Genomic DNA, 22,205 nt, shown 5'->3' with positions numbered 1-22,205 from the left:
GGCGGCGAGCGCGGGCCACGGGCGGCCGGGAGGGGACCGATGAACGACAGTCAGCTCGACCTGAAGCGGCTGGCGACGATGGACGCCGCGCGGGCGACCCGGCTGCTGCGCCGGGTGCGCGAGGCGACCCTGGCCGGCCGGACCCCGCCGGTGGCGCCGCGCCCGGTCATCGACGCCTCCTGGCAGCGGATGACCCGTCTCGGCGTCCTGCCCGACCAGGCCACCAGCAGTGTGCTGTTGCGCCGCGACGAGTTGGAGGAACGCCGCCGGACGACGGCGCTCGGCGCGGTGATGCGCACGCTGGCCGGCGGGCTCGCGGGCATCGCCGACGCCTCGACGCAGATCATGGTGGTGACGGACGAGCACGGCCGGGTGCTGTGGCGGCAGGGGCACACCGGGGTGATGCGCCGGGCGAACGGGATCTGCTTGGAGGAGGGCGCGGCCTGGAGCGAGCACTCGACCGGGACCAACGCGGTGGGCACGGCGCTCGCGATGGGCCGCGCGGTGCAGGTCCACTCCGCCGAGCACTACGTCGAGTCCCTGCACGACTGGACGTGCGCGGCGGCCCCCGTGCACGACCCGCGCGACCGACGGCTGCTCGGGATCGTGGACGTGAGCGGTCCGGCGGCCGCCTTCCACCCGGCGACCCTGGCCCTGGTCGACACGGTGGCGCGGCTGGCCGAGGCGGAGTTGCGGGAGCGGCATCTGCGGTCGGTCGAACGGCTCCGGTCGGTGGCCGCACCGATCCTGTGCCGGGTGGGCGGACGGGCCGTCGCGGTGGACGAGCACGGCTGGACGGCGGCGGTGACCGGGATGGCGCCGGTGGACCGGCTCGCCCTGCCGAAGCCGCTGCGGGCGGGCCGGGTCCGGCTGCCGGCGCTCGGGATGTGCGCGGTGGAGCCGCTGCCGGGCGGCTGGCTGCTGCGGGTCGAGTCCGGGGAACCGGAGGCCGGTGGTCCGGTGCCGGGCGCGGGGGCGGCGAGCCGGGTGGTACTGGACGTGAGCCGGCCGCACCGCTGGACGGTCGCCGTGTCGGGCGAGGCCGGCTCCTGGTCGCAGGAACTGAGCCCGCGCCACGCCGAGCTGTTGTACGTGCTCGCGCGGCACCCGGAGGGGCGGACGGCGGCGGAGCTGGCGCGGGACGTGTTCGGCGACCCGGCCCGGACGGTGACGGTACGGGCGGAGCTCTCCCGGATCCGGCGCACCCTCGCGGGGGTCCTCGCCCACCGGCCGTACCGCTTCGGCGAGGAGGTGGAGGTCGAACTGCGCGGCCCTGCCGACCCGGCGGACCTGCTGCCCCGGTCGACCGCCCCGGCGGTCCGCGCGGCCCGCGACCAACCGCCGGATTGAACGGAGGGGCGGCCGGGAGCAAAGAGGGCAGGTACGAGCGGAGGAGCGGGTGGGGCGGCCGACGAGCGGTCAGGCGAGCGGCAGGGCGAGGAGGGGCGAGCGGCAGGGGCGGGCACCCGTCCACGGACTGACCGACTGTCCACATCGTGGACAGAGGTCGCCGGATTCACTGCCCGTCCACCCTGGGAATCCGGCGCTCCGCATGATGCGATAGCCCCATGAGCATCACTCTCACCACCTGGTCCCTGGAACAGACCTCGCCGGACGACCTCCGCCCGTCCCCCGCCCCCGAGGGCCGGGAGCTGCGGATCGCGCGCGTGGGGTTCCCGTCGGCGGAGTTCAGCCGCTTCCTCTACACCGCGGTCGGCGGCGACATCCACTGGGGCGACCGACTGTCCCTGACCCGCGCGCAGTGGCAGGCGATCCTGGAGAAGCCGGGCACCGAGACCTGGGTGGCGTACGAGGACGGGACGCCGGCCGGGTACGTGGAGCTCGACGCGCAGGACGAAGGGGTCGTGGAGATCGTCTACTTCGGCCTGATACCCGCCTTCCGGGGGCGCGGAATCGGCGGCCGGCTGCTGTCGTACGGCGTGGCGCGCGCCTGGGACCTGGCGGAGCGCTGGCCCGAGCGGCCGCCGACCAAGCGGGTCTGGCTGCACACCTGTTCCCTGGACGGGGAGCACGCGATGGCCAACTACGAGCGCCGCGGCTTCCGCCTCTTCGACACGAAGACCGAGCAGATCGAGCCGTCCGAGACCCCCGGATCGTGGCCGGGTCCCGGCGCCTGAGACACCGCGCCGCATCACGCGCACCAGGCCGCACAGCGGCCACAACCGCACCATCCCGCCAGGGAAAAGGGGCCCCGAAAAGGGCCCCTTTTTCTGCGCCTCGATCTCTGCTATCTCGTCATACGAGACCGAATCGTCCACATCCCGGATGTTGGTGGACTGGGTCCAAAGTCCCGTGACACGCTTCCGTCATGCCTGGAACTGGAATTGCCTTGGTGAGTCGGCGGCACGTCGACCTCGGCCGCGTGTCCAGCGCCATTTGTCCGGCGCGCTGAAAGATCCAGCACCGCCGCGTTTCCCCTGACGTCCCGTTTCCCCCGCGCATCGCCGCGCCCTCCCCTGCCCTGCGCGCGAATGTGCAGGTCAGAGCCGCCCTCATTCCGTCCCGAAGGACACATCGCCATGGCCGCCAGCCCAAAATCCCCCACGCCCGCCGCCGCGCCCCGCCGCAAGACCGGGCGTCACCGCGGCGAGGGCCAGTGGGCCGCGGGGCACCTCACCCCGCTCAACGGCAATGAGCAGTTCAAGAAGGACGATGACGGTCTCAATGTGCGGACACGTATTGAGACGATCTACGCCAAGCGCGGATTCGACTCCATCGACCCCAACGACCTGCGGGGACGCATGCGTTGGTGGGGTCTGTACACCCAGCGCCGGGAGGGTCTCGACGGCACCAAGACCGGTGTCCTCGAACCGGAGGAGCTGGACGCCGAGTACTTCATGCTGCGGGTACGGATCGACGGCGGCCGGCTGACGACGCGACAACTACGGGTCATCGGCGAGGTATCCGAGGAGTTCGCGCGCGGCACCGCCGACATCACCGACCGGCAGAACATCCAGTTCCACTGGATCCGCATCGAGGACGTCCCCGAGATCTGGAAGCGGCTGGAGGGCGTCGGCCTGTCCACCACCGAGGCGTGCGGCGACACCCCCCGGACGATCCTCGGCTCGCCGGTCGCCGGGATCGCGGCGGACGAGATAGTCGACGGCACGCCCGCCATCGAGGAGATCCACCGCCGGATCGTCGGCAACAAGGAATTCTCCAACCTCCCCCGGAAGTTCAAGACGGCCGTCTCCGGCTCCCCGCTGCTCGACGTGGCACACGAGATCAACGACGTGGCCTTCGTCGGAGTACGCCACCCCGAGCACGGCCCGGGCTTCGACGTATGGGTCGGCGGTGGTCTGTCCACCAACCCCAAGCTGGGCGTCCGGCTCGGCGCCTGGGTGCCGCTGGAGGAGGTAGCCGACGTCCACGAGGGCGTCATCTCCGTCTTCCGCGACTACGGCTACCGGCGGCTGCGCAACCGGGCCCGGCTGAAGTTCCTGGTCGCCGACTGGGGCCCGGAGAAGTTCCGCCGGGTCCTGGAGGAGGAGTACCTGGGGCGCGCGCTGACCGACGGACCCGCCCCCGAGCAGCCCGCCGGCCGCTGGCGCGACCACGTCGGCGTCCACGCCCAGCGGGACGGCCTCTTCTACGTGGGCTTCGCCCCTCGGGTGGGCCGGGTCGACGGGGCGACCCTGACGAAGATCGCCGACCTCGCGGAGGCGCACGGATCGGGCCGGGTCCGGACGACCGCCGAGCAGAAGATGATCGTCCTGGACGTCACCGAGGAGAAGGTCGACTCGCTCGTCTCCGCCCTGGAGGCGCTGGACCTGCGGGTGGCCCCATCGCCGTTCCGGCGCGGCACGATGGCCTGCACGGGCATCGAGTTCTGCAAGCTGGCGATCGTGGAGACCAAGGCCCGGGGATCGGTCCTGATCGACGAACTGGAGCGCCGTCTCCCGGAGTTCGAGGAGCCGGTGACCATCAACATCAACGGCTGCCCGAACGCCTGCGCCCGGATCCAGGTCGCGGACATCGGCCTCAAGGGTCAGCTGGTCCTCGACGAGGCGGGCAACCGGGTCGAGGGCTACCAGGTGCACCTGGGCGGCGCGCTCGGTCTGGAGGCGGGCTTCGGCCGCAAGGTACGCGGCCTCAAGGTCACCTCGGCCGAACTCCCCGACTACATCGAGCGGTTGCTGAAGCGCTTCCAGGCGGAGCGCGAGGACGGCGAGCGGTTCGCCGCCTGGGCGGCGCGCGCCTCCGAGGAGGCCCTCGCGTGAGCGGCCGGGCCGCCCCCTTCCACTGCCCCTACTGCGGCGACGAGGATCTGCGCCCCGGCGAGCAGGGCCACGGCACCTGGGAGTGCGCGGCGTGCAGCCGGGCCTTCCAGCTGAAGTTCCTGGGCCTGCTGGCCCCCGCGACGCACCGCGCGCCGACCGACACCGGCGCCACCATCGGCACCGGCACCACCGAGTCCACCGACAACACCCCGCGAAAGGAGGAGAGATGACGGACACCCGACACCTGAACGAGGCCGCGCTGAAGGCACTGGCCGAGCGGGCCGGCCGTGAGCTGGAGGACGCTTCGGCGCTGGAGATCGTCCAGTGGGCGGCGGACGCCTTCGGCCCCCGGTTCTGCGTCACCTCCTCGATGGAGGACGCGGTCGTCGCCCATCTCGCGTCGCGGGCGAGGCCCGGCGTGGACGTCGTCTTCCTCGACACGGGCTACCACTTCCCGGAGACCATCGGCACCCGGGACGCGGTCGACGCGGTCATGGACGTCCGAGTGATCACCCTGACCCCGCGCCAGTCGGTGGCGGAGCAGGACGCCGCGTACGGTCCTCGCCTGCACGACCGCGACCCCGACCTGTGCTGCGCGCTGCGCAAGATCCGGCCGCTGACCGAGGGCCTGGCCGGGTACGACGCCTGGGCCACCGGACTGCGCCGCGACGAGTCCCCGAGCCGGGCCGGCACCCCGGTCGTCGACTGGGACGACAAGCGCCGGAAGGTGAAGATCTCTCCCATCGCCCGCTGGACGCAGGACGACGTGGACGCCTACGTCGCGGAGTTCGGCGTGCTCACCAACCCGCTGCTGACGGACGGTTACGCCTCCGTCGGCTGCGCCCCCTGCACCCGCCGGGTGGCGGCGGGCGAGGACGCGCGGGCCGGCCGCTGGGCCGGGCGCGCCAAGACCGAATGCGGGATCCACGGATGACGGCCGGCCGCCCGGACGCGAGCGTCCCGTTCGACGCCCAGGAAGTTCAGGAGACAGACGTGACCACGGGCACCACCATCTGGCTGACCGGCCTGCCCAGCGCGGGGAAGACCACCATCGCGTACGAGCTGGCCGGGCGGCTCGGCGCGCAGGGCCGGCGGGTCGAGATCCTCGACGGCGACGAGATCCGCGAGTTCCTCTCGGCGGGCCTCGGCTTCTCCCGCGAGGACCGGAACGCCAACGTCCAACGGATCGGCTTCGTCGCGGAGTTGCTCGCCTCGCACGGTGTGACGGTCCTGGTGCCGGTCATCGCTCCGTACGCCGACAGCCGGGACGCGGTGCGCGCGCGACACGAGGCCGCGGGCACGCCGTACCTCGAAGTGCATGTGGCCACGCCGGTCGAGGTGTGCTCGGTGCGGGACGTGAAGGGGCTGTACGCCCGACAGGCCGCCGGCGAGATATCCGGGCTCACGGGGGTCGACGACCCGTACGAGGAGCCGAAGGCGCCCGACCTGCGGATCGAGTCCCAGCACCAGACGGTGGCGGAGTCGGCGGCCGCGGTGCACGCGCTGCTCGAAGAGAAGGGTCTGTCATGACGACCGTCGCGCACCCGCACGACACCACCGGCAGCCCGTTCACGCTGTCGCACCTCGACTCGCTGGAGTCGGAGTCCGTGCACATCTTCCGTGAGGTGGCGGGCGAGTTCGAGCGCCCGGTGATCCTGTTCTCCGGCGGCAAGGACTCCATCGTCATGCTGCACCTGGCACTGAAGGCGTTCGCTCCGGCGCCGGTCCCCTTCACCCTGCTGCACGTGGACACCGGCCACAACTTCCCCGAAGTCCTCGCCTATCGCGACCGCGTGGTGGCGGCGCACGGACTGCGGCTCCATGTCGCCTCCGTCCAGGAGTACATCGACGCGGGCACTCTGCGCGAGCGTCCGGACGGCACCCGCAACCCGCTCCAGACGGTGCCGCTGACCGACGCGATCCGGCGGCACCGCTTCGACGCCGTGTTCGGCGGCGGGCGGCGCGACGAGGAGAAGGCCCGCGCCAAGGAACGGGTGTTCAGCCTCCGTGACGAGTTCTCGCAGTGGGATCCGCGCCGCCAGCGTCCCGAGCTGTGGCAGCTGTACAACGGGCGGCACGCCCCCGGCGAACACGTACGGGTTTTCCCGCTGTCCAACTGGACCGAGCTGGACGTGTGGCAGTACATCCAGCGCGAGCGGATCGAACTGCCGGAGATCTACTTCGCACACGAGCGCGAGGTGTTCCGGCGCGACGGCATGTGGCTGACGGCCGGCGACTGGGGCGGTCCGAAGGACTCCGAGACGACCGAGAAGCGGCTGATCCGCTACCGCACGGTCGGCGACATGTCCTGCACGGGTGCCGTCGACTCCGACGCCGCCACGCTCGACGCCGTGATCGCGGAGATCGCCGCGTCCCGGCTGACCGAGCGGGGTGCCACCCGGGCGGACGACAAGCTGTCCGAGGCCGCGATGGAAGACCGTAAGCGCGAGGGGTACTTCTAGCCATGACCACATCCACCACCGGGCCCGCGCCCGAGGCGCACACCGCGCTCGGGACCACCACCCTGCTGCGCTTCGCGACCGCCGGTTCCGTCGACGACGGCAAGTCGACCCTGGTCGGGCGGCTGTTGCACGACTCCAAGTCGGTGCTCGCCGACCAGCTGGAGGCCGTGGAGCACGCCTCGCGCTCGCGCGGCCAGGAGGCGCCGGACCTGGCGCTGCTGACCGACGGCCTGCGGGCCGAGCGGGAGCAGGGCATCACCATCGACGTGGCGTACCGCTACTTCGCGACCGCGCGCCGCCGTTTCATCCTGGCCGACACCCCGGGCCATGTGCAGTACACCCGGAACATGGTGACCGGTGCCTCGACCGCCGAACTGGCCGTGGTGCTGGTCGACGCGCGCAACGGTGTGGTCGAGCAGACCCGCCGGCACGCCGCCGTCGCCGCGCTGCTCCGGGTCCCGCACGTGGTGCTCGCCGTGAACAAGATGGACCTGGTCGGCTACCAGGAGTCCGTCTTCGCCGCGATCGCCGAGGAGTTCACGCGGTACGCGACCCAGCTGGGCGTCTTGGAGGTCACCGCGATCCCGATCTCGGCGCTCGTCGGCGACAACGTCGTGGAGCCGTCCGCGCGGATGGACTGGTACGGCGGCCCGACCGTCCTGGAACACCTGGAGACCGTGCCGGTCAGCCATGACCTGACGGCCTGTCACGCGCGGTTCCCGGTGCAGTACGTGATCCGTCCGCAGACCGCCGAGCACCCCGACTACCGGGGGTACGCGGGCCAGATCGCGGCCGGTGTGTTCCGGGTCGGCGACCGGGTCGCCGTCCTGCCCTCCGGCAGGACCTCCGAGATCACCGCGATCGACGCGCTCGGTGTCTCCGTGGACACCGCCTGGGCCCCTCAGTCGGTCACCCTCCGGCTCGCCGACGACATCGACATCTCGCGTGGCGACCTGATCACCCCGGCCGCCGACGCGCCGCCGACCGGTCAGGACGTCGAGGCGACCGTCTGCCATGTGGCGGACCGGCCGCTGAGCGCGGGTCAGCGGGTGCTGCTGAAGCACACCACCCGTACGGTCAAGGCGATCGTCAAGGAGATCCCGTCCCGGCTCACCCTGGACGACCTCTCCCAGCACCCGGAGCCGGAACGGCTCGTCGCCAACGACATCGGACGGGTGAAGGTCCGTACCGCCGAGCCGCTGGCGCTCGACGCGTACGCCGACTCCCGGCGCACCGGATCGTTTCTGCTGATCGACCCGGCCGACGGCACCACCCTCGCCGCCGGCATGGCGGGCGACTCCTTCGCCTCCGCCGCCCCGGCTCCGGCCGAGGCGCCCTCGGTGGACGACGAGGACGGATGGGATTTCTGATATGAAGCAGGACATCTGGGCCGGATTCGCCAAGGAGGGCGGCCGGGTGGGCTCCGGCGCCCTCGGCGCGGGCCTGGGAGGGGTCGCGCGATGTGCGGCTGACCTCCGTGTGCCGTCGCCGTCCCGGCGGCGCGGCACCGCTCCACCCGTACCACCCGCTCGCACCCGGGCGACGACATCGACATAGGCCCAGCCTCCGCTGAGCTCAGACCGAGGGGACCACCTCCCGTGCCTGCCACGCCTGCCACCACCCCCCGCACCACCCGTACCGCCTTGCGCCGAGGCCTCGCCGCGGCCGCCGCCCTCCCCCTGCTGATCGGAGCGCTCGCCTCCTGCGGCTACGGTTCGCAGGCCGACGGGGCCTCGGACGGCGGGGCGGACAACACGGCGAACGCCGCGAAGAACGCGGCCCCGAAGGGCCCCAAGCTCTCGACCGACACCGTGCGGCTCGGGTACTTCCCCAACCTGACCCACGCCACCGCCCTCGTCGGCGAGCAGGAGGGCATCCTCCAAAAGGAGTTGGGCGGCACCGCGCTGAAGTCCACCACCTTCAACGCCGGCCCGTCCGAGATCGAGGCACTGAACGCGGGCTCGATCGACATCGGCTTCATCGGCCCCTCCCCCGCCATCAACGGGTTCACCAAGTCCAAGGGCACCAGCCTGCGCATCGTGGGCGGTTCGGCCTCCGGCGGCGTGAAGCTGGTGGTGAACCCGGCGAAGATCAAGACGACAGCCGACGTCAAGGGCAAGCGGATCGCCACCCCGCAGCTCGGCAACACCCAGGACGTGGCCTTCCTCAACTGGGCCTCGGAGCAGGGCTGGAAGGTCGACGCGCAGAGCGGCAAGGGCGACGTGTCCGTGGTCCGCACCGACAACAAGGTGACGCCGAACGCCTACACCACCGGCGCCATCGACGGCGCGTGGGTGCCGGAGCCGACCGCGTCGAAGCTGGTCTCCGAGGGCGCGAAGGTGCTGCTCGACGAGCGGGACCTGTGGCCGGACAAGCAGTTCGTCATCACGAACATCATCGTGTCGCAGAAGTTCCTGAAGGAGCACCCGGACGTCGTGGAGGCGGTGCTGCGCGGCTCGGTGAAGACCAACGCGTGGATCAACGCCCATCCCGAGCAGGCGAAGACCTCTGCCAACGACAAGCTGCGGCAGCTCAGCGGCAAGCCGCTGCCCGCCGACGTGCTCGACAGCGCGTGGTCCTCGCTGCGCTTCACCGACGACCCGCTGGCCTCGACGCTGCGCGCCCAGGCCGACCACGCGGTGAAGGCGGGGCTCCTGGCGCAGCCCGACCTGACGGGCATCTACGACCTGCGGCCGCTCGACAAGGTCCTCGCCGCCGCGGGCGGATCCGCGGTCCCCGACGCCGGCCTCGGCGTCAAGTAACCGGGCACAAGCCCGCGTTCAGGTCTCCCGCCCCCCGTCTCCCAGGAGGTGACATCCATGGCTGCTCTCGACACGCTCGCCAAGGCCGAGGATCACGTCGTCGCCACGACCGGTCACGCCGCGCGGCTCAACCACGTCTCGAAGTCCTTCGGCGGCCCTTCCGGCGGCCAGCTCGTCCTCGACGACATCTCGCTCGATGTCGCGCCGGGTGAGTTCGTGACCCTCCTGGGGGCCTCGGGCTGCGGCAAGTCCACCCTGCTCAACCTGGTCGCCGGACTCGACCGGCCGACCCGGGGAAGCATCGACACCCCGGGCGGCCGGCCCGCCCTGATGTTCCAGGAACACGCCCTCTTCCCCTGGCTGACGGCGGGCAAGAACATCGAACTCGCCCTGAAACTGCGGGGGATGCCGAAGCCGGAGCGGCGCCCGGAGGCCGAGCGGCTGCTCTCCCTGGTGCGCCTCGACGGCTCGTACGGCAAGCGGGTGCACGAACTGTCCGGCGGCATGCGGCAGCGGGTGGCACTGGCCCGCGCGCTGGCGCAGGCCGGGGATCTGCTGCTGATGGACGAGCCGTTCGCGGCGCTCGACGCGATCACCCGGGACGTCCTGCACGACGAGCTGACCCGGATCTGGCGCGAGACCCGGCTGTCGGTGCTCTTCGTGACCCACAACGTGCGCGAGGCCGTGCGGCTGGCCGAGCGTGTCGTCCTGCTGTCCTCCCGGCCGGGCCGGATCGCCCGGGAGTGGCACATCGACATCCCGCAGCCGCGCCGTATCGAGGACGCCGCCGTGGCGGAACTGTCCGTCGAGATCACCGAACACCTGCGTGGGGAGATCCGCCGCCATGGCCAGCACTGATACGACGACGGCGACGCCAGGCGGCGACGCCGCCGAGGCCGGGGAGGCCGTCGCGGCCGGGGCGGGGACTGGGAACGGGTCCGATTTCGGGTCCGGGTCCGGGAACGGGTCCGGGAACGGCTCCGATTCCGGGTCCGGGAACGGCTCCGGGAACGGCTCCGGGAACGGCTCCGGGAACGGCTCCGGGAACGGCTCCGCCGACCTGGCGGGCCTCGGAGCCGGTCTCGACGCCCTCGACAGCGTGCAGGTCCGCCGCGCCCCGGTCCGCGAGGTCCTGGTGCGCAAGGTGCTGCCGCCGGCCATCGCCGTCACCGTCGTCCTCGCGGTGTGGCAGCTGCTGGTGTCGGCGCGGGTCGCCGACACCGGCAAGCTCCCCTCGCCGGGCGCGGTGTGGGACAGCCTGACGGCCATGTGGCTGGCGGGCACGCTGTTCGGCGTGCTGTGGACGAGCGTGTCCCGGGCGCTGCTCGGCTTCCTGCTCGCGCTCGCGATCGGCACCCCGCTGGGTCTGCTCGTGGCGCGGGTGAAGCCGGTCCGGGCCGCGATCGGCCCGATCCTGTCCGGTCTGCAGTCGCTGCCGTCGGTCGCCTGGGTGGCGCCCGCGGTCCTCTGGCTGGGCCTGGACGACAGCATGATGTACACGGTGATCCTGCTCGGCGCGGTCCCGTCGATCGCCAACGGTCTGGTGGCGGGCGTGGACCAGGTGCCGCCGCTGTTCCTGCGGGCGGGCCGCACGCTGGGCGCGACCGGCCTGAAGGGCGCCTGGCACATCGTGATGCCGGCGGCGCTGCCGGGCTATCTCGCGGGCCTGAAGCAGGGCTGGGCGTTCTCGTGGCGCTCGCTGATGGCGGCGGAGATCATCGCTTCCTCCCCCGACCTCGGCCTCGGTCTCGGCCAGCTCCTGGAGAACGGCCGGAACAACTTCGACATGCCCGGGATCTTCCTGGCGATCCTGCTGATCCTGCTCGTCGGCATCGCCGTCGACCTGCTGATCTTCAGCCCGTTGGAGCGTACGGTGCTGCGCCGTCGCGGCCTGCTGGTGAAGGGCTGAGCGCCCCCGTGAACATACCTGCCTCCGCCCCCGTGCTGCTCGTCCTCGCCCATGGCAGCCGTGACCCCCGGCACGCGGCGACCGTCCGATCGCTGGTCGACCGTGCCGGGCTGCTGCGGCCGGGGCTGCGGGTGGAGACGGCGTTCCTGGACTTCAACCTGCCGTCCGTTCCCGGGGTGCTGGACCGGCTCGCCGCCGAGGGGGTACGCGAGGTGGTGGCGCTGCCGCTGCTGCTGACCCGCGCCTTCCACGCGAAGGCCGACATCCCCGCCGTCCTGAGCGCGGCCCCGCCCGCGCTCAGGATCCGGCAGGCGGCGGTGCTCGGCCCGTCGCCGCTGCTGCCGGCGGCGGTCGAACGGCGGCTGTACGAGGCGGGTTTGACGCCCGCCGACAAGAGCACGACCGGGGTCGTCCTGGCCTCGGCGGGCTCCTCCGACCCGGAGGCGATCGCGGCGATCGCAAAAACGGCGCGGGAGCTGCGGCGCACCGGTTGGTGCTCCGTGCGGCCCGCGTTCGCCTCCGCTTCCCTTCCCCGCACGGAGGACGCCGTACGGGCCCTGCGCGCCGAGCCGGGAGTGCGGCGGGTGGCGGTCTCCCCGTACGTGATCGCCCCCGGCCGCCTCCCGGACCGCATCGCCGAGGGCGCCGCTGTATCCGGCGCCGACATCCTCGCCGACGTCCTCGGCCCCTGCCCCGAGCTCGCCCGGCTGCTCATCGAGCGGTACGAGACGGCTGCCGGGACGTGGCGACGGCAGCGGGAGCAGGAGCGGGCCGTACTGGCCCTGGTGGCGGCGGCAGGCTGAGGATCCCGCGGCCCGTCGCGATCGAACCGTGGACGGGATGCCGTACGACAGGCCGGGGGCCACTCGGGGCTGCCGCATTCCGGCCCCGGGATCCGCCCTTGGCCACGTCCTGGCACAAGAGCCCCCACGGGATCGGGGCCGGGCGCCCGCGCGGCGCCCGGCCCCTCGCTCACCGCACCACGCTCACTGCCCCACGCGTCCGTCGACGCACTCGCGCAGCAGGTCGGCGTGTCCGCAGTGGCGGGCGTACTCCTCGATGCGGTGCACCAGCAGGCTGCGGATGGAGACGTCGTCCTTGCCGACCCGGGTGCCGAGGTCGGTGAACGCAGCCAACGCGGCGTCGGTGGTGGCCTGTTCGCGTTCCAGGTCGGCGTAGGCGGCGTCGACGAGGGCCTGGTCGGCGCGGGCGCCGTCGAAGTCGGCGTCGCGCGCCCCGTACAGCTTGGGCAGCCGCTCGTCGTGGGTGAGCCAGTTGCGCCAGTCCCGCTCCACCTCGGCGAGGTGCCGGATCAGACCGAGGAGCGACATCGTGGACGGGGGCACCGAGCGGCGGGCCAGCTGCTCCGGGTCCAGACCCTCGCACTTCATGCGCAGGGTGTACCGGTAGTCCGCCAAGTATCCGTCGAGAGTGGCACGTTCGCCCTCGGGGCCGGGCCCCTCACTGTCACGGGGGTCGTCCTTCGGGTCCACCCACATGTCGGGGTAGACGGTCGCCTGGGTCCATCGCTCGGGTTGGTCGCTCATGTCGATCATGGTCGCCGCCGCCTCCCCCGCCCGCCACCGAATTCCCGTGCCCCCGGCGAGCGGGGGCCGCGCGTCAGGGGCGTCGGCCGCTCAGAGCGAGCGCGCGGGTGAACGCGGTGGCGTCGGCGCCGACTTCGGCCACCGGCTCGTCGAATCCCGCGTACTGCCGGTACATCCCCGCGTACCGCTCGACGACCTCCCGCACATACGCACCGGTCTCCTCCGGCAGCTCGAAGGCGCGTCCGGTGCTGTGGGCCAGGTCCCAGCCGTGCAGGGCGAGTTCGAGGATGAGCATGGCGACGATCTCGGCGGCCGGGACCGGGCTGCCGGCCATGTCGACCTCGCCCTCCCACGCCTCGGGCTTCTCCCACGCGGCGAGCGCACGGTCAAGCTGGGCCGCGTACCGCTCGGGCCAGTCGGCGTCGGCGGTGAAGTCGCGCGCGACCGTCTCCTTTGGCAATTCGGTGCGCAGGGCGCGGTGTTCCAGACCGTGGGCGGAGTAGAGGACGAGATGGTTGGCGAGTTCGCGGACCGTCCAGCCGGCGCAGACCGACGGCCCGGCCAGCTGCTCGGGGGTGAGGCCGCGGGTGACCCGGGCGGCTTCGGCGGCGCAGAGGGCGAGGTGGTGGTGGATCGTGTTCATACGGCCGACGCTATGAAGCCCCGGCACGGTGGGTCTTGAAGAATCGCGACACGGCCGGGCGATCCACCCCCTGTCTCCCATGAGCCCGAACGACCGTTCCCGGACCGTGCGGGCCACGACCTCGACCGGAGATCAGCTGTAGTCGAGACCCCCGGTACGGGTGCGCTTCAGCTCGAAGAGGTCGGGGTGGGCGGCGAGGGCGCGGACGTGGTCGAAGAGTTCGGCGGCGGCCTCGCCGCGCGGGATGGCGCGGAGTACCGGGCCGAACCAGGCGGTGCCGTCGATGTGCAGGGTGGGCGTGCCGATGTACGCGTCCGCGCCCGGGTCCCGGCCCGCGTCGTGGCTGCGGCGGACGATCGCGTCGTACGCCGGGTCGTGGGCCGCGGCGGCGAGTTCGGCGGGCAGGCCGAGTTCGGCGAGGGACTCGGCGACGACCGCGTCGACGTCCGTTTCCTTGCGCTCGTGGATACGGGTGCCGTACGCGGTGTAGAGCGGGCGCAGGATCTCCTCGCCGTGCCGCTCGGCCGCCGCGGCGGCGACGCGGACGGGCCGGATGGAGTCGTCTACAAGGGTGCGGTACCAGTCGGGCAGTTCGTTGCCCTCGTTGTGGAAGTACAGGCTCATCACCCGGAAGCGGAGGTCGATGTCACGGTGCCGCTCGACCTCCAGCATCCAGCGTGAGGTGATCCAGGCGAACGGGCAGGCGGGGTCGAAGTAGAAGTCCACAGTGGTCGTCATGCCGGAAAGCCTAGGCGGCGGATGGACCGCGCTCGTGGGCCATTCCCCCGCCACCTGTCTGGGCCAATTCGGCACCCCGCGCGTGCTGTTCAGCGGGGCGGCGCGCTCGGCCGACGCGCACGTCAGCGGCTCGGCGCCGGGGGCTCGACAGTGGTCTCGACCGGGGTGAACTCGGGCTGGTCGAGCACGCGCAGCCAGCTTCCGTCGGGCTGGCGGCGGACGACCTGCGCACGGGCGCCCGCGCCGTCCTTCGGCGCGGTCGACGTGAGGGCGAGCCCGTCGCCGACCAGGGTGGGCAGCGGCGTCTCCGGCGCGAAGCGGGGACGGTTCGCCAGGACCTTCTCCCACAGTGCGCGGATCGCCTCGCGGCCCACCGTTCGCCGGCCGGGCGGATACGCCAGCACCGCGTCCTCCTCGTAGAGCGCGGCGACTCCGGCCGCGTCACCGGCGTTGGACCGCTCGACGAACAGACGGGTGATGTCCTCGGGGCTCATGGCCTTCTCGTACTCCGGCACAGGGGTTCTCCTGACGTGACGCGTGGACGGGCCCCGGCGGGCGGCCGTGCGCGCGGGGCGGCTGGAACACTTCCAAGGCTCGTCTCCCATCGATCAGAAGTCCAACAGATGGTTCTTCTCCTTACTAGAATCCACAGTCATGGAACTGAGGCAGCTGGAGTACTTCGTCGCGGTCGCCGAGGAACGGAACTTCACCCGTGCCGCCGAGCGCGTGCACATCAGCCAGTCCGGTGTCAGCGCACAGATCCGCCAGCTCGAACTCGAGCTGGGTGCCCCGCTGTTCGACCGGTCGGGCCGTACCGTCACCCTCACCGCAGCCGGGACGGCGGCACTCGATCACGCCCGCGCCGCGCTCGCCGCGGCCGGGGCCGTCGGCCAGGCGGTGGGCGAGGTGACCGGGCTGATCCGGGGCAGCCTCACCCTCGGGATGGTCGTCGGCTGCACCCTCACCCCGTTGTTCGACGCGCTCGCCGCGTTCCACCAGGCGCATCCCGGAGTGGAGATCGCGCTGCGCGAGGACGGTTCCGACCGGCTCGTGGAGGGGGTGCGCACCGGCTCCCTGGACCTTGCGGTCATCGGGGCGGCGGGCGCCGCGCCCGCGGATCTGGAGTCGCTGACGATCGTCAGCGAACGGCTCGTCGTCGCGGTCCCCGACGGGCACCCCCTGGCCCGGCGGCGGCGCGTCACCCTGCGCGACCTGGCCCCCCACCCCCTCGCGTGCATGCCGTCCGGGACGGGGCTGCGCACCCTGTTCGACCAGGCCTGCGCCGCGCGGGGCCTGCGTCCCACGATCGCCCTGCAGGCCGGTGCCGCCGACGCGCTCGCCGGCCTCGCCGCGCGCGGGCTCGCCGTGACGGTCCTGAGCGAGTCGATGGCCGCGCGGTACGGGGACCGGCTCACCGTCCGCCCGCTCGACGACATCGAGGAGCCCGCGCTGCTCGCCCTGGTGTGGAAGGGGGCGCACGGGCCGGGCGTACGGGAGTTCCTCACATACGGGCGGCGGGCGTTCACGAGCGGGCCCGCGTCCTGACCGGCGACGCCCCCGCGACGACACCACCCGGCGGCAACCGACGGCGGCACCCGACGGCGGCACCCCGCGACAGGGCTCCGATACACCCCCTCCCCCCTTACCGGACTCCCATGGCCCGCAGGCCCCGGTCGGCGAAGGTGACCAGCCACTCGAAGCTCTCGTCGATGTCGGTGCTCCACTGGAAGCCGTTGGCGGCCTGCAACGTGGCGAACCCGTGGCACAGGCTGCGCAGCATGCGCAGGGCGTGTCCGACCTCCGCCTCGCCGATCGCGTAGCCGCGCAGAACGGCCGCGAACGCACCGAGCAGGCGCTCCCCCGCGAGGGCCAGCGGGTCTTCGGAACTGTTCGGCTCCATGCCGATGGTCGCGGCGTAGCGGCCGGGGTGGGCCACGACGAAGGTACGGAAAGCGCGGGCGGCGGCGGCCAGTGCGTCGCGTTCCGTACGGCCGTCGACCGCGCGCTCGACGGCGTCGGCGGCCTGGCCGAGCGCCAGGGCGGCGATCCGGCGGTTGAGGTCGTCCTGCCCGCCCACGTGTTTGTACAGCGAGGGGGTGCGCACCCCCAGCCGCGCGGCCAGCGAACCCATCGTCAGCTGGGCGAAGCCGACCTCGTCGGCGAGCGCGGCGCCGGCCGCGACGACGGCCGCCGGGTCCAGTCCGGCCCTAGGCACGAGCGGCCTCCATCCGGAGGAAGTCGAGCACGAGGGAGACGACACGGTCGGGGAACTGGTCGTGCGGGTAGTGCCCGGCGCCCTCGATCATCTCCAGACGGCCGAGGCCGGCCGGCAGGTCCGCGACGATCGCCGTCCCCTCGGCGTGCGGGTCGGCCCAGTCGGGGTCGAGGGTGCCCTCCAGGACGAGGACGGGGCAGCGGACGTTGCCGAGCTGCGCGCCGGCGTCGGTCGGGGCGCTCTTGCCCATGTTCCGCAGGGCCTTCATCCGGCCGGGCTCGTTCAGCCGGCGCTCGATGAGGTCGAGCCGCTCGGCCCAGTGGGCGGGCTTGGTTCCGGGGTAGGCCACCTCGAGGTACCGGCGCCACATCGGCAGGCTGCCGAACAGTGCGGCGCCGAGCAGTCTCAGCATGCCTTGGCGGTAGCGGGTGACCCGCAGGTCGCCGAGGCACATGGACTGCTCGCGGGTGAACGGCGCGATCTCGACGACGGCGGTGATCAGCGAGGGGTCCTGCGCGGCGGCGATGGTGGCGGCGCCGCCGGATACCGAGTGTCCGACGAGGACGGCGGGGCCGCCGAGGTGGCGGACGAGGGCGAGCAGATCACCGGCGATGTCGGTACGCGTCCAGGCGGGCCAGTCGACGCTGGACTCGCCGCAGCCCCGCAGGTCGACCGCGGCAACCCGGTAACCCGCCGCCACGAGCCGCGGCATGACGGCGCGGTACGCCTCGCGACTGTCGCCCATGCCGTGCGCGAGCACGATCAGCGGGCCGGATCCCGCGATGTCGTAGGCGAGAGTGCCGCCGCCGTCGACGGTCAGGTACTCGGTCTCGGTCATGTCGTCGTCCCCCAGAGGCTTGGCTAATCTCGTTAGCCAAAAGCTAATACGATTAGCCGAAAGAGTCAACAGCGGAGCCCGGCGGGGCGGCGGAGAGTGCGCGGCCTTCGGGCGGGACCCGCCAGAGGCTCGTGCGAACGCGCCAGAACCCGGCTTCGGCGAAACGGAGTCAGGCGCCGCGGGATTGACCGCGCGAAACCTTCGCAATGATCATGAGGAGGTGGACGCGGAACTTCCCGACGGCTGGACGATCGAGCGCGTGCGCTCCGCCTCGGGCGACGCCGCAGCGGATCCGCTCCCCCTGGAGCGGCTCGTCGTCATCGAGGAGCACGAGGACGGCCGGACCGACTACGCCGTCCTCCAGCCCGACGTCATCATCTCTTTCCACGGACTCTGCCTCGCGCGGGTCGACGGCGACTGGTTCATGGGGCATCTCGAAGCCGACGGCTCGATCGTCTGCTGGGCCTGCTACGGCCCGGGTCTGGGCGAGGCCATCGAAGGGTTGTGAGCCGGGCGCCGCGGCACACCGACGGTCCTCACACCGGCAGGCCCCGCGCCAGCCGCGTACCCGCGCGGCTCAGGCGCCCGCCGTCATCCCGACGAGCTTGCGCACGGTGTTCCAGTTGCGCGCGGTGACCGTGAGGCCCTTGAAGAAGGCCGGTCGGCCCAGGGCGTCGCCGAGCTTCGAACGCCCCAGCCCCTCGGGGGTGTACAGGTACAGCGCGCGGTCGCCGAGCGCGAAGGCCTCGGGGGCGAAGACGGCCGGATCGAGGGCGGCGAAGCGGTCCGCGTCCAGGGGGCCGGAGCAGTAGAAGGCGTGGAGCTGCTTGCCCTCCAGTTCGGCGGCGGGGAAGGGGCAGGCCCGCTCGACGGCCGCCAGATAGGCGTGGTCGCGTACGAGACAGGGGACCGCGAAGCCGAAGTGCCGCTCGATCGCCGCCTCCAGCTCGGCGGCCAGCTCCTCTTCCGCGGCCGCCACTGACCCGGTATCGGCCCCGCCCCCACCCCCGGCCGCCGCGCGGTCGGTGGTGAAGACCGCGTTGCCGCTCTGCAGATAAGTCCGCACGCCGGTGTGGCCGAGCCCTTCGAGGACGGAGACGAGCTCCGCCATGGGGACCCTGTTGCGCCCGCTGACGTTGATGCCGCGCAGCAGGGCGGCCCACGTGGTCCTCGTCATGACCTCACCCTAGGGTCCGCCCCGATCCGCGCCCGACAGCCGCACCCCCCGCAACGCGACGACGGCCGCCGTGCCCCGTGGGGGAGGGCGCGGCGGCCGTCGTCCGGCCGGCCGGGGCCGGTGCCGTACGGGTGCCCGTGTCCGTACGGCACCGGCCGGTCGGCGGCCGGGTCGGTCGGTCCTACTCGACGATCTTCAGGAGCCGGTTGGCGGTGCCGGGGCTCGCGTTGCCGATCGTGTCCGGGGTGGCCCCGTCGACCAGCGCCTCGGCGACCTGGTCGGGTGTGGCGTCCTGGTGCCCGGCGAGGTAGACGGCGGCCGCGCCGACCACGTGCGGGGTGGCCATCGAGGTGCCGGAGATGGTCTTGGTCCCGGTGTCGCTGTCGTTCCAGGCCGAGGTGATGTCCGAGCCCGGGGCGTAGAGGTCCACGACCGAGCCGTAGTTGGAGAACGAGGACTGCTCGTCGTCCTTGGTCGAGGAGGCGACCGTGAGGGCCTCGGTGACCCGGGACGGGGAGCCCTGGCCCGCGTCGGAGGACTCGTTGCCGGCCGCGACGCCGAAGGTGACGCCGGAGGCGATGGCCTGGCGCACCGCGTCATCGAGGGCCGGGTCGGCGCCGCCGCCGAGGCTCATGTTGGCGACGGACGGGCCCTGGTGGTTCTTGGTGACCCAGTCGATGCCGGCGACGACCTGCTCGGTGGTGCCGGAGCCGCTGTCGTCGAGCACCCGGACGGCGACGATCTTCGCCTTCTTCGCGATGCCGTAGGTGGATCCGGCGATGGTGCCCGCGACATGGGTGCCGTGGCCGTTGCCGTCGTCTGCGGTGTCGTCGTTGTCGACGGCGTCGTAGCCGAAGGAGGCGCGACCGCCGAAGTCCTGGTGGGTGATGCGGACTCCGGTGTCGATGACGTACGCGGTGACGCCCTCGCCCGCGCTGTCGGGGTAGTTGTACGCGTCGTCGCCGGCGGTCTCGGTCTGGTCGACCCGGTCCAGGCCCCAGGACGGCGGGTTCTCCTGGGCGGCCTCGATGCCGAACTTCCGGTTCTGGACGACCTTGGCGACGGCCGGGTCGGCGGCGAGACGCTTGGCCTGGGTCTCGCTGAGACCGTTGACCGAGAAGCCGTTGACACGGGAGTCGTAGCTGCGGCGCAGGGTGCCGCCGTACTCCTTGGCCAGCTCGGACTTGCCGGCCCGGCCCTTCTTCTGGTCGAGCAGCACGACATAGCTGCCCGCGACGGCGTCCTTGACGCCGAGACCGTAGACCTTGCCCTCGGCGGGAGCGGGGGCCGCTCCCGCGAACTGACCGGTGAGGACGGTCACTCCGGCAGCCGCCGCGATCGCGGTCGCGACGGCGATGATCCGGGTGCGCTTGCGGTCACGCTTGTGTATTGCCATGAAGAGGAGTCTCCTCGTCAGGATTTGTGGGGGGTTGAGCCGTCGGACGGAACCCTTCCGGCGACTTGCTCGAAACCTTGTCTGATTGACGAGTGCAAATCAAGGCCTTCACGAAGCCCTGACTTTTCCAACAAGCTTCCTTAAAGAGAAAAGGGGCGAGTCGTCTCAACTCGCCTCTCACTTCTCTGGAGTTGTCGCCAACCCCACCCGCCGAGACCGTCCGGCACCACCCGCCGCGGCCCGGCACCACCCGCCGCGGCCCGGCCCCGCCCTCCCCCTCCGGTGCCACGCGCGCTTCGAGCCCTCCTTCCGCGCCCCGGCCACCGCTCCGGCCACTCCCCCGGCCACCACCCCGAGGACCGGACACCCACCCCGCCACCCACCCGGCCGATCACTGCGGCCACCAGCGCGGATGCGAGACTTTGGCGGAAATCGCACCTTCTGTGGGGAGAGAACGATGAACGAGGCGCGGGCCCGGGAGATCCTGGCCGCTGCGGGACTGCGGGCGGACGAGGCGACCCTGCTCGCCCTGGGCGAGAACGCGGTCTTCGCCCTCGGCGACCTGGTGGTCAAGGTCGGCCGGGACGCCGAACTGCTGCCGCGCGCCACGCGCGAGGTGGCCCTGTCCGGCTGGCTGGAATCGGCCGGCATTCCGGCCGTACGGGCGGCGGAGTCCGCGCCCCTCGTCGCCCTGGGACACCCGGTGACCCTCTGGCACCGGCTCCCCGACGCGGTCCGGCCGCCGGAGCCGCGCGATCTCGCGCCGCTGCTGCGAGCCGTCCACGCCCTGCCGGAACCCGAGGACTTCGAGCTGCCCCGCCGCGAACTGCTGGGCGGTGTGGAGCGCTGGCTGCGGCTCGCGGGCGACGCCATCGACCCGGCGGACGCCGCGTTCCTGCGCGAGCGGCGCGACTCCTTCGCGCCGACGGCCGCCGCGCTCACCCCGCACCTGACCCCCGGGCCGATCCACGGCGACGCGCTCCCCCGCAATGTCCACGTCGGCCCCGCCGGCCCGGTCCTGGTCGACCTGGAGACCTTCTCCTCCGACCTGCGCGAGCACGACCTGGTGGTCCTCGCGCTGTCCCGGGACCGCTACGGCCTGGACCCGGCCGCCTACGACGCCTTCACCGAGGCCTACGGCTGGGACGTGCGCGCCTGGGAGGGCTGCGCCGTCCTGCGCGGCGCGCGGGAGACCGCGAGCTGCGCCTGGGTGGCCCAGCACGCGCCGGCGAACCCCAAGGCGCTGGCCGAGTTCGAACGCAGGGTCGCCTCACTGCGCGACGGCGATCCCGAGGTGCGCTGGTACCCGTTCTGACATCATGGCTCCCCGTAACGAACGGACCGGTCGGGACGGGGTGTTGTGATGCGCGTGGAACTGTCGGACGTCACGCTGGACGTCGAGGTGAGCGGCGAGGGACCGGCGGTCCTGCTGGTGCACGGCTTCCCGGACTCGCACCGGTTGTGGCGCCATCAGATCCCGGTCCTGAACGCGGCGGGCTTCCGTACGATCGCGCCGACCCTGCGGGGTTTCGGCGCATCGGACCGTCCGGAGGGCGGCCCGGAGGCGTACTCCCCGGCCGCCTCGGTGGGCGACCTGGTCCAACTGCTCGACCGGCTCGAGGTCGAGCGGGCCCATCTGGTCGGCCACGACTGGGGAGCGGGCATCGTGCAGGGCCTCGCCCAGGGGCTGCCGCACCGGGTGCTGAGCCTCAGCCTCCTGTCCGTCGGTCACATCGCCGCCTATCGGCAGGCGGGCTGGACGCAGAAGCAGCTGTCCTGGTACGTCCTGCTCTTCCAGATCCCGGAGATCGCCGAGAACTGGCTCGCGCACGACGACTTCGCCAACCTGCGCGACATGCTCGCCGAGCACCCGGACGTGGAAGAGGTCCTGGAGCCGCTGCGGGCGCCGGGCGCGCTGACCTCCGCGCTGAACATCTACCGCGCGGGCCTGCCCCCCGAGCTGGTGTTCGCCCCGGAACTTCCGGTGCCGCCGCTGCCCGACGGGTTCCCGGTGCTGGGGATCTGGTCCAGCGGCGACCGTTTCCTCACCGAGTACCAGATGACGGGTACGAGCGAGCGGGTGTCCGGCTCCTGGCAGTACGAGCGCGTCGAGGACGCGGGCCACTGGTTCCCGGTCGAGCGGCCGGAGACGACCGGCGAGCTGCTGCTCTCCTTCCTCAAGTCCAACTCCTGACACCCCTCGGGCAGCTCGCGCCCTCGGCCCGGGGTCCGATTCGGGGTCCGGGAACGACCGCCCCGCCCCCTGACCGCCCCTGC

The 22,205-nt window shown here is 72.4% G+C and carries 25 protein-coding genes; 17 read left to right on the top strand and 8 right to left on the bottom strand.

Translation table 11 applies throughout. From position 1 onward, the window contains the following. The first annotated feature begins 39 nt into the window (after positions 1-39). The 13 genes from ACGFRB_RS14380 to ACGFRB_RS14320 all read left to right on the top strand — a co-directional run bounded on the left by ACGFRB_RS14380 (position 40) and on the right by ACGFRB_RS14320 (position 12,177). Positions 40-1,350: a GAF domain-containing protein gene (locus tag ACGFRB_RS14380; protein ID WP_393242980.1), complete on the top strand. Its 1,311-nt coding sequence runs from the start codon at positions 40-42 to the stop codon at positions 1,348-1,350. A 218-nt stretch (positions 1,351-1,568) separates the two neighbouring features. Then, the gene (locus ACGFRB_RS14375; protein WP_393242978.1) at positions 1,569-2,138 is read left to right on the top strand and encodes a GNAT family N-acetyltransferase; all 570 of its coding nucleotides are present in this window, start codon (positions 1,569-1,571) and stop codon (positions 2,136-2,138) included. A gap of 191 nt (positions 2,139-2,329) precedes the next feature. Continuing rightward, positions 2,330-2,413, top strand: a complete 84-nt coding sequence (locus ACGFRB_RS14370; RefSeq protein ID WP_361224472.1) for a putative leader peptide — start codon at positions 2,330-2,332, stop codon at positions 2,411-2,413. A 127-nt stretch (positions 2,414-2,540) separates the two neighbouring features. Further along, complete coding sequence (locus ACGFRB_RS14365; RefSeq protein ID WP_393242976.1) at positions 2,541-4,241, top strand: nitrite/sulfite reductase; 1,701 nt, start codon at positions 2,541-2,543, stop codon at positions 4,239-4,241. Continuing rightward, the gene (locus ACGFRB_RS14360) at positions 4,238-4,471 is read left to right on the top strand and encodes a hypothetical protein (protein WP_393243131.1); all 234 of its coding nucleotides are present in this window, start codon (positions 4,238-4,240) and stop codon (positions 4,469-4,471) included. The genes ACGFRB_RS14365 and ACGFRB_RS14360 overlap by 4 nt, the downstream gene beginning before the upstream one ends. After that, the gene (locus tag ACGFRB_RS14355) at positions 4,468-5,175 is read left to right on the top strand and encodes a phosphoadenylyl-sulfate reductase (protein ID WP_393242974.1); all 708 of its coding nucleotides are present in this window, start codon (positions 4,468-4,470) and stop codon (positions 5,173-5,175) included. The genes ACGFRB_RS14360 and ACGFRB_RS14355 overlap by 4 nt, the downstream gene beginning before the upstream one ends. After that, positions 5,172-5,771: an adenylyl-sulfate kinase gene (gene cysC, locus ACGFRB_RS14350; RefSeq protein WP_393242972.1), complete on the top strand. Its 600-nt coding sequence runs from the start codon at positions 5,172-5,174 to the stop codon at positions 5,769-5,771. The genes ACGFRB_RS14355 and cysC overlap by 4 nt, the downstream gene beginning before the upstream one ends. Beyond that, positions 5,768-6,703: a sulfate adenylyltransferase subunit CysD gene (cysD, locus tag ACGFRB_RS14345; protein WP_393242970.1), complete on the top strand. Its 936-nt coding sequence runs from the start codon at positions 5,768-5,770 to the stop codon at positions 6,701-6,703. The genes cysC and cysD overlap by 4 nt, the downstream gene beginning before the upstream one ends. A gap of 2 nt (positions 6,704-6,705) precedes the next feature. Further along, complete coding sequence (locus ACGFRB_RS14340; RefSeq protein WP_363007506.1) at positions 6,706-8,073, top strand: GTP-binding protein; 1,368 nt, start codon at positions 6,706-6,708, stop codon at positions 8,071-8,073. A gap of 228 nt (positions 8,074-8,301) precedes the next feature. Beyond that, positions 8,302-9,465 (top strand): aliphatic sulfonate ABC transporter substrate-binding protein, encoded by a 1,164-nt coding sequence (locus ACGFRB_RS14335; protein ID WP_393242967.1) that lies wholly within the window; start codon positions 8,302-8,304, stop codon positions 9,463-9,465. Between the two features lie 57 nt (positions 9,466-9,522). After that, complete coding sequence (locus tag ACGFRB_RS14330; RefSeq protein WP_393242965.1) at positions 9,523-10,323, top strand: ABC transporter ATP-binding protein; 801 nt, start codon at positions 9,523-9,525, stop codon at positions 10,321-10,323. Further along, positions 10,310-11,374 (top strand): ABC transporter permease, encoded by a 1,065-nt coding sequence (locus tag ACGFRB_RS14325; RefSeq protein WP_393242963.1) that lies wholly within the window; start codon positions 10,310-10,312, stop codon positions 11,372-11,374. The genes ACGFRB_RS14330 and ACGFRB_RS14325 overlap by 14 nt, the downstream gene beginning before the upstream one ends. A 14-nt stretch (positions 11,375-11,388) precedes the next feature. Further along, on the top strand, positions 11,389-12,177 hold the full coding sequence (locus tag ACGFRB_RS14320) for a sirohydrochlorin chelatase (protein WP_393243124.1): 789 nt from the start codon (positions 11,389-11,391) through the stop codon (positions 12,175-12,177). A 183-nt stretch (positions 12,178-12,360) separates the two neighbouring features. Here ACGFRB_RS14320 and ACGFRB_RS14315 read toward each other — a convergent pair whose 3' ends face one another. The 4 genes from ACGFRB_RS14315 to ACGFRB_RS14300 all read right to left on the bottom strand — a co-directional run bounded on the left by ACGFRB_RS14315 (position 12,361) and on the right by ACGFRB_RS14300 (position 14,817). Next, positions 12,361-12,921 (bottom strand): DinB family protein, encoded by a 561-nt coding sequence (locus ACGFRB_RS14315; RefSeq protein WP_363007514.1) that lies wholly within the window; start codon positions 12,919-12,921, stop codon positions 12,361-12,363. A 73-nt stretch (positions 12,922-12,994) separates the two neighbouring features. After that, entirely contained in the window at positions 12,995-13,564 is a 570-nt protein-coding gene (locus tag ACGFRB_RS14310) for a TIGR03086 family metal-binding protein (protein WP_393242961.1), read from the bottom strand. A gap of 132 nt (positions 13,565-13,696) precedes the next feature. After that, positions 13,697-14,302, bottom strand: a complete 606-nt coding sequence (locus ACGFRB_RS14305; RefSeq protein WP_363007518.1) for a DsbA family protein — start codon at positions 14,300-14,302, stop codon at positions 13,697-13,699. A gap of 122 nt (positions 14,303-14,424) precedes the next feature. Further along, the gene (locus ACGFRB_RS14300) at positions 14,425-14,817 is read right to left on the bottom strand and encodes a nuclear transport factor 2 family protein (protein WP_363007520.1); all 393 of its coding nucleotides are present in this window, start codon (positions 14,815-14,817) and stop codon (positions 14,425-14,427) included. A gap of 139 nt (positions 14,818-14,956) precedes the next feature. Here ACGFRB_RS14300 and ACGFRB_RS14295 point away from each other — a divergent pair, with 139 nt between their 5' ends. Then, positions 14,957-15,847 carry a LysR family transcriptional regulator gene (locus ACGFRB_RS14295; protein WP_393242959.1) on the top strand — a complete coding sequence of 297 codons (891 nt, stop codon included), beginning with the start codon at positions 14,957-14,959 and terminating at the stop codon, positions 15,845-15,847. Between the two features lie 97 nt (positions 15,848-15,944). Here ACGFRB_RS14295 and ACGFRB_RS14290 read toward each other — a convergent pair whose 3' ends face one another. After that, positions 15,945-16,517: a TetR/AcrR family transcriptional regulator gene (locus tag ACGFRB_RS14290; RefSeq protein ID WP_393242957.1), complete on the bottom strand. Its 573-nt coding sequence runs from the start codon at positions 16,515-16,517 to the stop codon at positions 15,945-15,947. Next, on the bottom strand, positions 16,510-17,355 hold the full coding sequence (locus ACGFRB_RS14285; protein WP_393242955.1) for an alpha/beta fold hydrolase: 846 nt from the start codon (positions 17,353-17,355) through the stop codon (positions 16,510-16,512). The genes ACGFRB_RS14290 and ACGFRB_RS14285 overlap by 8 nt, the downstream gene beginning before the upstream one ends. A gap of 220 nt (positions 17,356-17,575) precedes the next feature. On the opposite strand from ACGFRB_RS14285, the gene ACGFRB_RS14280 reads away from it, so the two are divergent. Then, entirely contained in the window at positions 17,576-17,863 is a 288-nt protein-coding gene (locus ACGFRB_RS14280) for a hypothetical protein (RefSeq protein WP_393242953.1), read from the top strand. Positions 17,864-17,932: 69 nt separating this feature from the next. On the opposite strand, the gene ACGFRB_RS14275 is transcribed toward ACGFRB_RS14280, so the two are convergent. Beyond that, entirely contained in the window at positions 17,933-18,532 is a 600-nt protein-coding gene (locus tag ACGFRB_RS14275) for a DUF1697 domain-containing protein (protein ID WP_393242951.1), read from the bottom strand. A 181-nt stretch (positions 18,533-18,713) separates the two neighbouring features. Further along, on the bottom strand, positions 18,714-19,928 hold the full coding sequence (locus ACGFRB_RS14270) for a S8 family serine peptidase (RefSeq protein WP_393242949.1): 1,215 nt from the start codon (positions 19,926-19,928) through the stop codon (positions 18,714-18,716). A gap of 457 nt (positions 19,929-20,385) precedes the next feature. Here ACGFRB_RS14270 and ACGFRB_RS14265 point away from each other — a divergent pair, with 457 nt between their 5' ends. Beyond that, positions 20,386-21,243, top strand: coding sequence for an aminoglycoside phosphotransferase family protein (locus ACGFRB_RS14265; RefSeq protein ID WP_363007534.1), 858 nt, complete (start codon positions 20,386-20,388; stop codon positions 21,241-21,243). Positions 21,244-21,291: 48 nt separating this feature from the next. Continuing rightward, positions 21,292-22,122, top strand: coding sequence for an alpha/beta fold hydrolase (locus tag ACGFRB_RS14260; RefSeq protein ID WP_363007536.1), 831 nt, complete (start codon positions 21,292-21,294; stop codon positions 22,120-22,122). Positions 22,123-22,205: the final 83 nt, after the last annotated feature.

Source organism: Streptomyces sp. NPDC048718 (genome assembly GCF_043198875.1).
Classification (GTDB): Bacteria; Actinomycetota; Actinomycetes; order Streptomycetales; family Streptomycetaceae; genus Streptomyces.
The sequence above is the reverse complement of the archived record's forward strand: the minus strand, read 5'-3'. Positions and strand labels throughout refer to the sequence as shown.

Coding starts and splice junctions, on each gene's coding strand:
- ACGFRB_RS14380 (WP_393242980.1), top strand. CDS start 40: ATGAACGACAGTCAGCTCGACCTGAAGCGGCTGGCGACGATGGACGCC.
- ACGFRB_RS14375 (WP_393242978.1), top strand. CDS start 1,569: ATGAGCATCACTCTCACCACCTGGTCCCTGGAACAGACCTCGCCGGAC.
- ACGFRB_RS14370 (WP_361224472.1), top strand. CDS start 2,330: ATGCCTGGAACTGGAATTGCCTTGGTGAGTCGGCGGCACGTCGACCTC.
- ACGFRB_RS14365 (WP_393242976.1), top strand. CDS start 2,541: ATGGCCGCCAGCCCAAAATCCCCCACGCCCGCCGCCGCGCCCCGCCGC.
- ACGFRB_RS14355 (WP_393242974.1), top strand. CDS start 4,468: ATGACGGACACCCGACACCTGAACGAGGCCGCGCTGAAGGCACTGGCC.
- cysC (WP_393242972.1), top strand. CDS start 5,172: ATGACGGCCGGCCGCCCGGACGCGAGCGTCCCGTTCGACGCCCAGGAA.
- cysD (WP_393242970.1), top strand. CDS start 5,768: ATGACGACCGTCGCGCACCCGCACGACACCACCGGCAGCCCGTTCACG.
- ACGFRB_RS14340 (WP_363007506.1), top strand. CDS start 6,706: ATGACCACATCCACCACCGGGCCCGCGCCCGAGGCGCACACCGCGCTC.
- ACGFRB_RS14330 (WP_393242965.1), top strand. CDS start 9,523: ATGGCTGCTCTCGACACGCTCGCCAAGGCCGAGGATCACGTCGTCGCC.
- ACGFRB_RS14325 (WP_393242963.1), top strand. CDS start 10,310: ATGGCCAGCACTGATACGACGACGGCGACGCCAGGCGGCGACGCCGCC.
- ACGFRB_RS14315 (WP_363007514.1), bottom strand. CDS start 12,921: ATGAGCGACCAACCCGAGCGATGGACCCAGGCGACCGTCTACCCCGAC.
- ACGFRB_RS14310 (WP_393242961.1), bottom strand. CDS start 13,564: ATGAACACGATCCACCACCACCTCGCCCTCTGCGCCGCCGAAGCCGCC.
- ACGFRB_RS14305 (WP_363007518.1), bottom strand. CDS start 14,302: ATGACGACCACTGTGGACTTCTACTTCGACCCCGCCTGCCCGTTCGCC.
- ACGFRB_RS14295 (WP_393242959.1), top strand. CDS start 14,957: ATGGAACTGAGGCAGCTGGAGTACTTCGTCGCGGTCGCCGAGGAACGG.
- ACGFRB_RS14285 (WP_393242955.1), bottom strand. CDS start 17,355: ATGACCGAGACCGAGTACCTGACCGTCGACGGCGGCGGCACTCTCGCC.
- ACGFRB_RS14275 (WP_393242951.1), bottom strand. CDS start 18,532: ATGACGAGGACCACGTGGGCCGCCCTGCTGCGCGGCATCAACGTCAGC.
- ACGFRB_RS14270 (WP_393242949.1), bottom strand. CDS start 19,928: ATGGCAATACACAAGCGTGACCGCAAGCGCACCCGGATCATCGCCGTC.
- ACGFRB_RS14265 (WP_363007534.1), top strand. CDS start 20,386: ATGAACGAGGCGCGGGCCCGGGAGATCCTGGCCGCTGCGGGACTGCGG.
- ACGFRB_RS14260 (WP_363007536.1), top strand. CDS start 21,292: ATGCGCGTGGAACTGTCGGACGTCACGCTGGACGTCGAGGTGAGCGGC.